The organism is Streptomyces sp. H27-C3, assembly GCF_030063415.1.
Taxonomy (GTDB): domain Bacteria; phylum Actinomycetota; class Actinomycetes; order Streptomycetales; family Streptomycetaceae; genus Streptomyces.
Genome location: NZ_JASITA010000005.1, coordinates 93703 through 107505 on the forward strand (window position 1 = coordinate 93703; position 13803 = coordinate 107505).

Sequence of the window (13803 nt, forward strand, 5' to 3'; positions counted from 1 at the left end):
CGAACCCTAACCGTGAAGTTCAGGGTTACCAGTGTGCCTGTTGGACTCTTCCGAACAGGACACTAAGTCGACAAGTGGCGCACGTTCAACGAACACGCCGAACCTCCCGTTTTTCTTTTCACCCTATGTGATCACCCATATCGCTGGCCAACCAGGGTGCTGGCCAGGGCGTATGCCCGTCAACTCCCCGACACGGCCGGGGCGGTGGGCGCACTGACGTCGAAGTGCGCGGCCTTGGGGGCTGCTTTCATGAGAGCCCTCAGTGTGCGCGCCTTCGCTTCGCCCTGCTCGCTACTGCCCCAGTCGACCGTACGGCCCCGGCTCAGCTCAAGTGAGATGGCGTCGTACGAACGGACCTTGAAGGATCGCACATCCTGGGCGACGGATTCGGGGATTTCGCCCTGAACCCGAACGGCTTCCCGCATCAGACGGTCCGCTCCGAAGCGTCGCAGACTCGGCGACTGATCGGGTGTCAATTCCAGTAGTGGTACGCCCTTGGGCGCCTTGGGGACCGTGGCGAACCGCACACTCTCATCGTCCACTTCGACGAACTGTGCGCCCTTCCGCACGAGCAGTACAGCCTTTCGTTCGGTCACTTTCAGGCCGATGGCGTGCGGCCACGAACGAACAACGTCCACCGAGTCGATACGGGGCAATTTCCGGCGCAGCCGGTCTTCAATGGCATCCGTATCGACGGAAATCAGCGGCGCCCCGATCGGAACCGCCGCGGCGGCGAGTACCTCATCGGGCGTCAGGACCTGCGTGCCGGAGGACTTCACCCGCTCGACCCGCAGCCAGGTGGAGCCGTAGAGCGCCCAGACGCCGCCCCCGGCGAGCAGCAGCGCCGCGACGACGAGCAGGATCACCCAGGGGCGGCCGGGGAGCCGAAGGCGGCCCCCCGGCCCCTTCTCGCGGGGTGGGCGGGCCGCCGGTCCCGGCGCCTTTCGTGCGCCGCGCTGGGCGGTCGTCGGTCCGGCCACTCGCTGTTGCCTCCTGCGTCGGGGGCCGTTCAGCCGGCCCTGCGTGCGGCAATCGCCTCGTACACCATGCCGACCAGCAGCTCGTCGGCGTCCCGGCGGCCGAACTCGGCGGCGGCGCGGGACATCTCGTACAGCCGGTGCGGGTCCGCGAGGACCGGGAGCACCTGGCTCTGCACCCACTCGGGGGTCAGCTGGGCGTCGTCGACCAGCAGACCGCCTCCGGCGTTGACCAGCGGCTGCGCGTTGAGCCGCTGTTCGCCGTTGCCGATGGGCAACGGGACGTAGGCGGCCGGGAGTCCGACCGCGGAGAGTTCGGCGACGGTCATCGCGCCCGCACGGCAGAGCATCATGTCGGCCGCCGCGTACGCGAGGTCCATCCGGTCGACATACGGTACCGGGATATAGGGCGGCATACCGGGCATGTTGTCGACGTGTGGCATTTCATTCTTCGGACCGACCGCGTGCAGGATCTGGATTCCGGAGCGCTGGAGCACCGGCGCGATCTGCTGGATCACCTCATTGAGGCGGCGGGCGCCCTGCGAGCCGCCGGAGACGAGCAGCGTCGGCAGGCTGGGGTCGAGGCCGAAGGCGGCGCGCGCCTCGGGCCTGACCTTGGCGCGGTCCAGGGTGGCGATCGTGCGGCGCAGCGGGATGCCGATGTAGCGGGCGCCGCGCAGCTTGCTGTCGGGGGTGGAGACCGCCACGGCGGCCGCGTAGCGCGAGCCGATCTTGTTGGCCAGGCCGGGACGGGCGTTGGCCTCGTGGACGATGATCGGCACGCCGAGGCGCTTGGCCGCGAGGTAGCCGGGCAGCGCGACATAGCCGCCGAAGCCGACGACACAGTCCGCCTTCGTACGTTCCAGGATCTGCTCGGCCGCCTTGATGGTGCCGCGCAGCCGCCCCGGGACGGTGATCAGTTCCGGGGTGGGCCTGCGGGGCAACGGTACGGCGGGGATCAGCCCCAGTTCGTAACCACGCTCGGGTACGAGCCTGGTCTCAAGTCCGCGCTCCGTGCCCAGGGCCGTGATTCCCACGCTCGGGTCCTGCCTGCGCAGGGCGTCCGCGAGGGCGAGCGCGGGCTCGATGTGGCCGGCGGTCCCCCCGCCGGCGAGTACGACATGCACCGAAATTCACCGCTCTCCGGACGGACGCTTCTTGACGCGCCGTCTCATCGTCATCGTCTTCCATCTCACCCCGGCCTTTTTGCCAAGGCCGGGCCGTCGCATGGCCAGGGCCGCCTTGGCGGCGGGATCCTCTCGCGCGAAGGCGATCAACAACCCTACGGCGAACATGGTCGGCAGCAGGGAGGAGCCCCCGTAGGAGAACAGCGGGAGCGGGACACCGGCGATCGGCAGAAGACCGAGCACCGCACCGATATTGACCACGGCCTGAGCCGTGATCCAGGTGGTCACACCTCCCGCGGCATACCTGACGAAGGGATCCTCCGTGCGTCCGGCCACGCGGATACCCGCATAGCCTAGGGCCGCGAAGAGGGCGAGGACGGACAGCGTCCCCGCCAGACCCAGTTCCTCACCGGTGATGGCGAAGATGAAGTCGGTGTGGGGCTCAGGGAGTTGGCCCCATTTTTCCACACTCGCACCCAGTCCGGAACCGAACCATCCGCCGGACGCCAGCGCGTAGATTCCGTGCACCGCCTGCCAGCACTCGCCCTTGGGGCCGAGGTCGGTCGCGCCGATGCAGCCGAGCCGCGACATCCGGTTGGCGTTGTTGCTGATGAGGACGAATCCGATGAAGGCGGCGAAGGCGAGCACGCCGGCGAAGAGCCGGGTGGGGGCGCCCGCGAGCCAGAGCAGGCCGAAAAGGATCGCGGTGAGGATGATCGCCGTACCCATGTCGCCGCCGAGCATGATCAGGCCGAGCAGCATGAAGGCGACGGGGACGAGCGGCACCAGCATGTGCTTCCACTGGGTCAGCAGCCGCTTGTCCTGCTTGCGTGCGAGCAGGTCGGCGCCCCACAGGATCAGCGCCAGCTTGGCGAACTCACTGGGCTGGAGCATGAAGGGCCCGCCCAGCGAGATCCAGTTCTGGTTGCCGCCGATCGAGACTCCTATCCCGGGGATCTGCACCAGGACCATCAGGAAGACCGTGACGGCCAGCAGCGGGTAGGAGAGCGCCCGGTGCAGCCGGGCGGGCATCCGGGACGCGGCGAGCAGCAGGGCCGTCCCGATGACGGCCGCGAAGAACTGCTTGCGGAAGAAGTACGAGGCGGGCAGCGAAAGCTCCAGCGCCTTGATCATCGAGGCGGAGTAGACCATCACCAGGCCGAGCACGGTGATCAGCAGGGCGCTGCCCAGGATGAGGTAGTACGCCGTCAGAGGCCGGTCCCAGGTGCGCCGGAGCTGCTCGTACAGCCGTCGCGGTCCGTTGCCCCGAGGGGGTCTGGGCATGGTCGGGCCGCGGCGGCGCGGCGCGGCCTGGCGGCGGACCGTTCCTGCCCCGGCCCGTCCGCGCAGGGCGGGGCGGCCGGTCAGGGCACTGTCGTCGGCCAACATCTCGTGTCCCCTCCACTCATGGGCTGCGCCGGCCGGTCCGCGGCGCGGGGACCGGTCCGCTAGTCGCGCTCGGGAGCCAACTCGCGTACGGCGTCGGTGAATGCCTCGCCACGCTTGTTGTAGTTGGCGAACATGTCCATGGAGGCGCAGGCCGGGGCCATCAGCACGGTGTCCCCCGGCTGTGCGAGTCGCGCCGCTTCGCGCACCGCCGCCGACATCGCCCCAGTGTCGGTCCGGCCGAGGTCGACCACCGGTACCTCGGGGGCGTGTCGCGCGAGGGCTTCGGCGATCAGGGCGCGGTCGGCGCCGATCAGGACGACACCGCGCAGCCGCTTCGCCGACTTCTCGACGAGTTCGTCGAAGGTGGCACCCTTGGCGAGGCCGCCCGCGATCCACACGATCGGGTCGTACGCCGCCAGGGACGCCTGTGCGGCGTGCGTGTTGGTGGCCTTGGAGTCGTCGATGTACGCGACCCCCTCGACGTCCCCGACGTGCTCGATGCGGTGGGCGTCGGGCCGGAAGGCCCGCAGTCCGTCGCGTACGGCGGTGGGCGGCACGCCGTAGGCGCGGGCGAGGGCCGCTGCCGCGAGGGCGTTGGCGATGTTGTGCGGGGCCGGCGGGTCGACGTCCGAGATCTCGGCGAGCTCCTGGGCGTTCCTCTGCCGGTCCTTCACGAAGGCGCGGTCGACCAGGATGCCGTCGACGACGCCGAGTTGGGAGGGGCCGGGGGCCGCGAGGGTGAAGCCGATCGCGCGGCAGCCCTCCTCGACGTCGGCCTCACGGACCAGGGCCTCGGTGGCCGGGTCCGCGAGGTTGTAGACGCAGGCGACCTGGTTGCCCTCGTAGACGCGGCCCTTGTCCGCGACGTACGCCTCCATGGAGCCGTGCCAGTCGAGGTGGTCGGGGGCCAGGTTGAGCACGGCCGCGGAGTGTGCGCGCAGGCTCGGCGCCCAGTGCAGCTGGTAGCTGGAGAGCTCGACGGCCAGGACGTCGTACGGCTCGTCGCCGAGGACGGCGTCGAGCAGGGAGACACCGATGTTGCCGACGGCCGCGGTGCGCAGGCCCGCGGCCTGCAGGATCGAGGCCAGCATGCGCACGGTCGTGGTCTTGCCGTTCGTGCCGGTGACCGCGAGCCAGGGGGCCGCGTCCGGGCCCCGCAGGCGCCACGCCAGCTCGACGTCGCCCCAGATCTCCACGCCCGCGTCCGCCGCGGCCGTGAAGAGCGGCTTGTCGGGCTGCCAGCCGGGCGTGGTGACGACGAGCTCCGTGCCCTCGGGGAGTGTCGCTCCGTCGCCGAGGCGCACCGTGATGCCCAGCGCCGCCAGCTCGGCGGCCTGGGCGCGGGAGCGCTCGTCGTCGCCGTCGTTGACGACGGTGACCCGGGCCCCGAGGTCGCGCAGGGCACGCGCCGCGGGGATCCCGGAGACTCCGAGGCCCGCGACGGTGACCCTCTTGTCGTGCCAGTTCACTTGTCGGCCGCCCAGCCGGCGTAGAACAGCCCCAGACCCACGATGACGCACATGCCCTGGATGATCCAGAAACGGACCACCACAAGGACTTCGGACCACCCCTTGAGTTCGAAGTGGTGCTGGAGCGGCGCCATCTTGAAGACCCGCTTGCGGGTCATCTTGAAGAAGCCGACCTGGATCACGACGGACATCGTGATCAGGACGAACAGGCCGCCGAGGAGGGCGATCAGGAACTCCGTGCGGGAGCAGATCGCCAGACCGGCGAGCGCGCCGCCGAGGGCCAGCGAGCCCGTGTCGCCCATGAAGATCTTGGCGGGCGAGGTGTTCCACCACAGGAAGCCGAAGCAGGCGCCCATCAGGGCGGCGGCGACGATGGCGAGGTCCAGTGGATCTCGTACCTCGAAGCAGGCTTCCGGGTTGGTCAGCGAGACCGCGTCGGCGCAGGACTCCTGGTACTGCCAGACACCGATGAAGGTGTACGCGCCGAAGACCATCACCGAGGCGCCGGTGGCGAGACCGTCGAGGCCGTCGGTGAGGTTCACACCGTTCGACATCGCGAGAATCATGAACAGCGCCCAGACCACGAAGAGCACGGGGCCGATCGTCCAGCCGAAGTCCTGGACGAAGGAGAGCTTGGTGGACGCCGGGGCGAGCCCGCGGGCGTCCTTGAACTGCAGCGCGAGCACCGCGAAGGCGATGCCGACGATCAGCTGGCCCGCCATTTTCGCCTTGGCCCGGAGACCCAACGAACGCTGCTTGACGATCTTGATGTAGTCGTCGAGGAACCCGACGACTCCCATGCCCGCCATGAGGAACAGCACCAACAGGCCGGACATCGTCGGCTTCTCGCCGGCGATGACCTTCGCCAGGCCGTACGCGATGAGCGTGGCTGTGATGAAGGCGATGCCGCCCATGGTGGGGGTGCCGCGCTTGCCGTGGTGGCCGCGCGGACCGTCGTCCCGAATGAACTGCCCGTATCCCTTGCGGGCGAGCAGTTTGATCAGCAGCGGGGTGCCGACCAGGGTCAGAAAGAGACCAATGACTCCCGCGAAGAGGATCTGCCTCATCGGCCGGTGACCTCGCCCTCGGTACGGTGATCGAGCAGCGCCTGGGCGACCCGTTCGAGACCGACCGACCTGGAAGCCTTCACCAGCACGACGTCTCCCGGGCGCAACTCACTGCGCAACAAGTCGACCGCCGCCTGCGCGTCGGACACGTGCACCGACTCCTCACCCCACGAACCCTCGTTGTAAGCGCCCAGCTGCAGCCAGGACGCTTCCCTGCCCCCGACTGCCACGAGCTTGCTGACGTTGAGCCGGACGACAAGTCGTCCGACCGCGTCGTGCTCGGCGAGTGAATCGTCGCCGAGCTCGGCCATCTGGCCGAGCACCGCCCACGTACGACGTCCCGTACCCATGGCCGCGAGCGCGCGCAGGGCGGCTCGCATGGATTCGGGATTCGCGTTGTAGGCGTCGTTGACGACCGTCACGCCGTCAGGACGCTCGGTGACCTCCATACGCCAGCGGGACAGCGTGTCCGCCTCGGAGAGCGCCACGGCGATCTCGTCAACGGACATGCCCAGCTCATGGGCGACGGCGGCCGCGGCGAGCGCGTTCGACACGTGGTGCTCACCGTACAGCCGCATGGTCACGTCACTGCACCCGGTGGGTGTGTGAAGGCGGAAGGCCGGCTGCCCGTTCTGCGTGAGCCGGACATTCTCGGCACGTACGTCCGCGTCGTCGGCCTCACCGAAGAGGATCGTCCGGGCCTTCGTACGGACCGACATGGCGCGTACGAGCGGGTCGTCCGCGTTGAGCACGGCAACTCCCCCCGCCTCGGCCGACGGTAGCGACTCGACCAGTTCGCCCTTGGCCTCGGCGATCTGCTCGCGGCCACCGAACTCGCCGATGTGGGCGGTCCCGACGTTCAGCACGAGGCCGATCTTCGGCGGGACGAGGCTGCTGAGGTAGCGGATGTCGCCGATGTAGCGGGCGCCCATTTCCAGGACGAGGTGCTGGGTGTCCTCGGCGGCCCGCAGTGCGGTCAGCGGCAGCCCGATCTCGTTGTTGAGGTTGCCGGCCGGCCAGATCGTCGGGCCCTTGCGCTCAAGGAGTTGGGCGATCAGGTCCTTGGTGCTGGTCTTGCCGGCCGATCCGGTGAGCGCGACGGTGGTGGCGCCCAGGCGCTCGACGACGGCGCTCGCGAGGGCGCCGAGCGCCCGCACGACATCGTCCACGACGATGGCGGGCACACCGACCTGGCGGGTGGCCAGCACTGCTGCCGCGCCTGACTCGACGGCGCGTTGCGCGTAGTCGTGGCCGTCGACGCGCTCACCGGCGAAGGCGACGAAGAGGCTGCCTGGTCCGACTTCACGGGAGTCGATGACGACGGGGCCGGTCACCTTGAGGGCAGCGTCCGGTATGTCGTACGGCTGCCCGCCGACGATTTCGGTGATCTCGGCGAGGGAGAGGGCGATCACTTGGTCATCCCTGGGTGTTCATAATCGCGGCGCGAAGCACCTGACGGTCGTCGAAGGGGCGTAGTACCCCTGCGATGTCCTGCCCCTGCTCGTGTCCCTTGCCCGCGACGAGCACGGTGTCGCCGGGCTGTGCGCGCGCCACGACCGTGGCGATCGCGGCGGCCCTGTCGGCCTCGATCAGGACGTCGCCGCGCTCGTGCACGGGCACCTCGGCGGCGCCCGCGATCATGGCGGCAAGGATCGCGAGAGGGTCCTCGGAACGAGGGTTGTCGGAGGTCAGTACGGCGGTGTCGGACAGCCTGGCCGCGGCGGCACCCATCGAGGCCCGCTTCTGCTTGTCTCGGTCGCCGCCGCAGCCGAGGACGATGTGCAGTTTGCCCTCGGTGACCTTACGCAGCGCGCGCAGGACCGATTCGACAGCGTCCGTCTTGTGCGCGTAGTCGACGACCGCGAGGTACGGCTGGCCGACGTCCACGCGCTCCAGGCGGCCCGGCACGCCGGGGACGGCGGCGATGCCGTCGGCGGCGGTCTGCGGGTCCACGCCGGCGACGGCGAGCGTGGCGATCGCGGCGAGGGTGTTGGCGACGTTGAACGGGCCCGCCAGCGGGGCGGTCGCGGTGACGCGTTCCCCCTTGGGGCCGACCGCCGTGAAGCCACTGGTGAACGGGCCGACCTCGACGTCCTCGGCCCGCCAGTCGGCGTCCGGGTGGCCCTCTGCGGAGAACGAGGTGACCGGGACGCCCGACTCGGTGATGAGCCTGCGGCCGTACTCGTCGTCGAAGTTGACCACGCCGACCCGGCTGCGCTCCGGCGTGAACAGCCGCGCCTTCGCCTGGAAGTAGTCCTCCATGCCGGAGTGGAATTCCATGTGCTCGGGGCTCAGGTTGTTGAAGACCGCCACGTCGAAGACGCAGCCGTCGACCCGGCCGAGCACCAGGGCATGGCTGGAAACCTCCATGGCGACCGCCTTGACGCCGCGCTCGCGCATGACGGCGAACAGGGCCTGCAGGTCGGTTGCCTCGGGGGTGGTGCGTTCGGACTTGATGCGCTCGTCGCCGATGCGCATCTCGACGGTCCCGATGAGGCCGGTCAGGGCCGGCTCGTCCCGGCCCGCGGCGGCCCGCAGGCCGCCCTCGACGAGATACGCCGTGGTGGTCTTGCCGGACGTGCCGGTGATGCCGATCTGGAGCAGGTCCTCGCCGGGGCGGCCGTAGATCTCGACGGCGATCTCGCCCATCCGGCCGCGTGGGTCGTCGACCGAGAGGACCGGCAGGCCGGTCGCGGCGGCCCGCTCGTGGCCCGCCGGGTCTGTGAGGATCGCGGCCGCGCCGAGGCTCGCCGCCTGCGTGGCGAAGTCGGCGCCGTGGAAACGGGCCCCCGGCAGCGCGGCGTACAGATCACCCGGCCTCACCGCACGGGAGTCGTGGGTGATGCCCGTGACCTCGGCCGCACCCGGGGAATCGATGCCCAGCCGTGCGGCCAGCTTCCCTACGGGTGTCGGGCGGACCTGGACCGGCCTGGGCGCTCCGGGGTACGTCACCGGAGCGTCCTTCTGGGTGGTTTGGGACTGATCAGCGTGTGGCACGGCGGTGAGCGTACCGGGCTGACCCGGCCTGCCGCGAAGTGAGGGGGGCGGGTCGGAGGGTGGGTCTTGTTGGTTCCCGGAATCCCGGGTGATCGTTGTCACTGAAGGTCCTGAGTCACTCGCCGGGCTGGAAGGACACCGGCAGCCGCGCGGGGCGGGTGCCGCTCGGGGCTACCTGCTGGGTCTTCAGCGCGAATTCCATGACCTGCTTGTAGATGGGACCGCAGATCTGGCCGCCGAAGTAGCTGCCCCTGGTCGGGTTCTGGATGGCGCAGTACACGGTGATGCGCGGGTTGTCGGCGGGCGCGAATCCGGCGAAGGACGCCGTGTAGCCCTTGTAGCGGCCGGTGGCCGGATCCACCCGGTTGGACGTGCCGGTCTTACCACCGACGCGGTAGCCGGGGATGCGCGCCTTGGTGCCCGTACCCTCTTCGTCGTCCACCACGGACTCCAGCATCGAGGCCAGGGTCTTGGAGGTCTTCTCGCTGACCACACGGGTCTTCTTGGGGGCGGGGGCCGGAGTGAAGCGGCCGTCGGGGCCATGGGAGCCGCGGACCAGAGTTGGCTCGATCCTTACGCCGCCGTTGGCGATCGTCGAGTAGACCGAAGCGGCCTGCATGGCGTTGAGCGACAGGCCCTGGCCGAACGGGATCGTGTACTGCTGGGAGGTACTCCAGTCCTGCGGCTTGGCGAGGATGCCGGACGTCTCCCCCGGATAGCCGAGCCCGCTGGGGCTGCCCAGGCCGAACTTGCGCAGATACGAGTGGAGGACCTGGTTGGCCTCCGCCCGGGTCTTGCCGAGCTGCTCGGTCGCGAGGATCGTGCCGATGTTGCTGGACTTGGCGAGTACGCCGTTGAGCGTCAGGTACCAGGTGGGGTGGTCGATGTCGTCCTTGAACAGCCGGTCGCCGCGGTGCAGCCGGTTGGGCACGACCACATGGGTGCCGGGGACCGCCGCGTTCTCCTCCAGTACCGCGGCCATGGACATGACCTTGGCGGTGGAGCCGGGCTCGAAGGCGTCCTGAAGCGCCGCGTTGCCCATCGCGGCCGAGTTGGCCTGCGAGAGGTCGTTGGGGTCGAAGCCGGGGGCGTTGGCCATGGCGAGGACCTCGCCGGTCCTGTTGTCCTGCACTATGACGTAGCCACGGTCCGCGGCGGACTTCCTCACCTGGTCGGCGATGGCCTTCTGGGCGGCCCACTGGATGTCACGGTCGATGGTCAGCTCGATGTCGGAGCCGGGCACCGCGGGCACCTCGCGGTTGCCCGCGGTGGGCACCCGGCGGCCGCCGGACTGCGCGTAGGTGATCTCACCGTCCTTGCCCGCCAGCTCCTTGTTCAGCTGGGTCTCCAGACCGCCGCCGCCCTTGCCGTCGGCATTGACGTAACCCAGTATTCCGGCGCCGAGATCGCCGTTGGGGTAGACGCGCTTACTGCTGGGCTCCTGGAAGACACCGGCGAGCACATTGGCGCCGGTGCCGCCCTTGGCCTTGTCCGTCCTGGCCTTCTCGGTAAAGACGCTTCGGAGGTCCTTGATCTGCTTCCAGATCTGCGGGGTCTGGCGGCGGGCCAGGATCGTGTACCTGCTCTTGGGCTTGCTGAGCTGCTTGGCCAGGTCGCCGGCGTCCTTGCGGAGGATGGGCGCGAGGAGCGCGGCGGCCTGCTCCGGCGTGTCGTCCGCCTTGCTGAACCTGGCGGTGAACATCGACGGGTCCGCCGTGATGTCGTACGCGTCGACGCTGGTGGCCAGGGCGACCCCGTCGCGATCGGTGATCTCACCGCGCTCGGCGGCCAGCGTGGAACTGGAGTACCGGTTCTTCTCCGCCTTGGCCGCGTACGCGCTCGCGTCGACGGCCTGCACCTGGAGCAGCCGTACGACGAAGGCCAGCATGACCAGGGTCAGACCGAGGCCGACCAGCCGCAGCCGGGGCCTGGGGCTGCCAAGCCGCAGGGAGCGCGCCGCCTTGCGCGCGGGGCGCGGGCGTCCCGCCTGGGGGCGCGCGGTGGATCTGGAGCGCCCCCCGCCCTGCGCACGCGCGGGGCCGGGTACTCGGCGGCGCGGTGTGGCTGGTTCCTTGGGAGGCACTGCGTCACCTGCCGGGTGTCGTGGTCTGCTGCGTGGGCGGGCTCACCGGGGCGGGAGCGGAGTCGGAAGCCGGAGCGGGAGGAGCCGTGGGCGAAGGCGTGGAGCGCGGAGCGGGCGACGCGGAGGGCGAGGCCGATGCCACCGGCGCCACAGGTGCGGAGGGCGCGGCCGCGGGCGGCGGAGCGGGGACGCTCAGCGCGGTGGGCTGGGCGACGGGCTCGGCGGAGGCCTCGGTGGGCACTCCGCGGACCGTACCGTCCGGGTTGAGGAAGACGGGGCTGCCGCCGGGCACCATGCCCAGCTGGCGGGCCCTGCGCTCCAGCGCGTCGGGCGCGTATCTGTCGTCCACGTCCCGCTGGAGCGCCTGCTCCTCGTCGGTCAGTTCGGTGGTCCGCTTCTTGAGCTCGCTCAGCCTGAACGAGCCCTCGTTGAGCGAGGAATTCAGCAGCAGCAATGTGATGAGCCCACCGCCGAGAAGGAGCACGACCAGCAGCACGAAGGGGGTGCGAGCCGCCGTAGTGGGACCCGAGGGCATCAGCTGCGACAACCTCGCGGCCCGCCCCTTCAACTGCTTGGCCGGTTTGCTCACAGCACATCCTCCCGGATGCGCTGCGCGCCCCGCAGCCGGGCCGGAGCAGCCCGCCGGTTCTCGGCGATCTCCTCCTCCGTCGGCAGTTCCGCACCGCGTGTCAACAGCTTCAGACGTGGTTGGTAGCGCTCGGGCACAACCGGCAGACCGTGCGGCGCCGTGTTGGCGGCGCCCGCCGAGAACACGTGCTTGACCAGCCGGTCCTCCAGCGAGTGGTACGAGAGGACCGCGATCCGGCCGTCCACGGCGAGCGTCTTCACCGCCGCCGGAATGGCCCGCTCCAGCACCGTGAGCTCACCGTTGACCTCGATGCGCAGCGCCTGGAAGGTGCGCTTGGCAGGGTTGCCGCCGGTGCGCTTCGCGGCCTGCGGCAACGCGTCACGGATCAGCTCGACGAGCCGGGCACTGTTGCTGAAGGGTTCGCCATCGCGCTCACGCACGACCGCCGAGACGATCCGCTTGGCCTGCTTCTCCTCGCCGTACGCGCGCAGGATCCGCACCAGCTCGCCCGGTGCGTACGTATTGAGCACCTCGGCGGCGCTGATGCCCGTCGTCTGGTCCATCCGCATGTCGAGCGGGGCGTCCTGGGCGTAGGCGAAACCGCGGTCCGCCTCGTCCAGCTGCATCGACGAGACGCCGAGGTCGAACAGGATGCCCTGCACCCGTGGGACGGACAGCCGCTCCAGGACCTCGGGCAGCTCGTCGTAGACAGCGTGCACCAGGGTGGCCCGGTCGCCGAACGGCGCGAGCCGCTCGCCGGAGAGCCGCAGCGCCTCCTTGTCCCGGTCCAGCGCGATGAGCCGCGCCGAGGGGAAGGCGGAAAGCAGGGCCTCGCTGTGCCCGCCGAGGCCGAGAGTGCAGTCCACGACGACGGCTCCCGGCTCGGCGAGAGCCGGGGCCAACAGGTCCAGGCATCGCTGGAGCATCACCGGGACGTGTCGGGTCTGGCTCATGCGCCCTCTCAGGTAGCGGGCGCGGTGGTACGTACGGCCTGGTCCCCGCCCGCTTCGCAGAAGGGGAAGTGGCCTGCCGGCGCCGGGGAAGTGGCGTCGGCCGACCGGCGAGCGGGAGGAGGCCGGGCCGTACGTACGCCGCGCACGCGGGAGTAACTTGCGGGATTCAGGATGTGCGTGATGTGTCCGTAAAGCAGTAAGGGACGCGTCACGCCACCCACTTCGCGTCACTTTAGTCGACACGTCCTTCCGGTCAATCAACCGGCTGGCGCGTCGCGCGTGCGCGTTTTCACCCGTTCGGAGGAGGCGCCGCAACGCCTGTGGGTTACCTCACAACAAGCCTTGTTGACGTTCTTTGTCCCATCTCACAGCGGGCCCACCCCCACGACGACCACTAACGTCTAGGTCATGTCGACTTCCCCGCACCTCCCCACCGAGCCCGTCACCGCCGCGCCGGCCCCGGCGCGCACCGGAGGTACGGTCACCGACCGTCTCGTCGAGGCGAACCGCGAATACGCCGCGAGCTTCGACGACCCCGGCATGGACGCCCGCCCCGTGCTGCACGTCGCCGTGGTCGCCTGCATGGACGCGCGGCTCGACCTGCACGACGCCCTCGGGCTCGAACTGGGCGACTGCCACACCATCCGCAACGCGGGCGGCGTGGTCACCGACGATGTGATCAGGTCGCTGACCATCAGCCAGCGGGCACTCGGCACCCGGAGCGTCATACTGATCCACCACACCAACTGCGGTCTTGAGAGCCTCACCGAGGATTTCAGGCACGAGCTGGAGGACGAGGTGGGGCAGCGTCCCTCCTGGGCGGTGGAGGCCTTCCGCGATGTCGACCAGGACGTACGACAGTCGATGCAGCGCGTGCGGACCTCGCCGTTCCTGCCGCACACCGACGATGTGCGCGGCTTCGTCTTCGAGGTGGCGAACGGACTGCTGCGGGAGATCGATCCCGTCAAGTGATGTGATCTGAGCAGCCAAAAAGACGGCAAACCCCGACATATCCGACCCAGTTATCCACAGGCGAGTGACACGAAGCGGTAACGGCAACAAGAATGCGGGAGTGGCATCGCGCCGGAACCAATCCACGCGTGGTGTCCGTGTTTCGGGGTGGGCCGTTCCGTCGTTGTGGCGTCGGCCCGG

Annotated in this window: 11 protein-coding genes; 1 reads left to right on the forward strand and 10 read right to left on the reverse strand. The window is 69.7% G+C overall.

All coding sequences use genetic code 11. The features are described 5' to 3' along the window. Positions 1-179: 179 nt before the first annotated feature. Genes QMK30_RS06530 through rsmH form a run of 10 tightly spaced genes read right to left on the reverse strand, consistent with a single transcriptional unit; the run spans position 180 to position 12651 of the window. Positions 180-980, reverse strand: a complete 801-nt coding sequence (locus tag QMK30_RS06530) for a cell division protein FtsQ/DivIB (protein ID WP_283516203.1) — start codon at positions 978-980, stop codon at positions 180-182. Between the two features lie 29 nt (positions 981-1009). Beyond that, positions 1010-2104 (reverse strand): undecaprenyldiphospho-muramoylpentapeptide beta-N-acetylglucosaminyltransferase, encoded by a 1095-nt coding sequence (murG, locus tag QMK30_RS06535; protein ID WP_283516204.1) that lies wholly within the window; start codon positions 2102-2104, stop codon positions 1010-1012. A 6-nt stretch (positions 2105-2110) separates the two neighbouring features. Then, a complete protein-coding gene (gene ftsW / locus QMK30_RS06540) occupies positions 2111-3493 on the reverse strand; it encodes a putative lipid II flippase FtsW (protein ID WP_502963078.1) in 1383 nt (460 codons plus the stop codon). A 59-nt stretch (positions 3494-3552) separates the two neighbouring features. Continuing rightward, entirely contained in the window at positions 3553-4962 is a 1410-nt protein-coding gene (murD, locus tag QMK30_RS06545) for a UDP-N-acetylmuramoyl-L-alanine--D-glutamate ligase (RefSeq protein WP_502963079.1), read from the reverse strand. Continuing rightward, entirely contained in the window at positions 4959-6029 is a 1071-nt protein-coding gene (mraY, locus tag QMK30_RS06550) for a phospho-N-acetylmuramoyl-pentapeptide-transferase (RefSeq protein WP_283516205.1), read from the reverse strand. The genes murD and mraY overlap by 4 nt, the downstream gene beginning before the upstream one ends. Beyond that, complete coding sequence (locus QMK30_RS06555) at positions 6026-7441, reverse strand: UDP-N-acetylmuramoyl-tripeptide--D-alanyl-D-alanine ligase (protein ID WP_283516206.1); 1416 nt, start codon at positions 7439-7441, stop codon at positions 6026-6028. The genes mraY and QMK30_RS06555 overlap by 4 nt, the downstream gene beginning before the upstream one ends. Before the next feature lie 4 nt (positions 7442-7445). Next, on the reverse strand, positions 7446-9128 hold the full coding sequence (locus tag QMK30_RS06560) for a UDP-N-acetylmuramoyl-L-alanyl-D-glutamate--2,6-diaminopimelate ligase (protein WP_283516207.1): 1683 nt from the start codon (positions 9126-9128) through the stop codon (positions 7446-7448). A 13-nt stretch (positions 9129-9141) separates the two neighbouring features. Continuing rightward, the gene (locus QMK30_RS06565; protein ID WP_283516208.1) at positions 9142-11109 is read right to left on the reverse strand and encodes a peptidoglycan D,D-transpeptidase FtsI family protein; all 1968 of its coding nucleotides are present in this window, start codon (positions 11107-11109) and stop codon (positions 9142-9144) included. 4 nt (positions 11110-11113) lie between these two features. Further along, entirely contained in the window at positions 11114-11698 is a 585-nt protein-coding gene (ftsL, locus tag QMK30_RS06570; RefSeq protein ID WP_283516209.1) for a cell division protein FtsL, read from the reverse strand. Beyond that, on the reverse strand, positions 11695-12651 hold the full coding sequence (gene rsmH / locus QMK30_RS06575; RefSeq protein ID WP_283516210.1) for a 16S rRNA (cytosine(1402)-N(4))-methyltransferase RsmH: 957 nt from the start codon (positions 12649-12651) through the stop codon (positions 11695-11697). The genes ftsL and rsmH overlap by 4 nt, the downstream gene beginning before the upstream one ends. Before the next feature lie 408 nt (positions 12652-13059). Between rsmH and QMK30_RS06580 the strand changes: the two genes are divergently transcribed. Continuing rightward, the gene (locus tag QMK30_RS06580; protein ID WP_283516211.1) at positions 13060-13623 is read left to right on the forward strand and encodes a beta-class carbonic anhydrase; all 564 of its coding nucleotides are present in this window, start codon (positions 13060-13062) and stop codon (positions 13621-13623) included. Positions 13624-13803 lie beyond the last annotated feature (180 nt).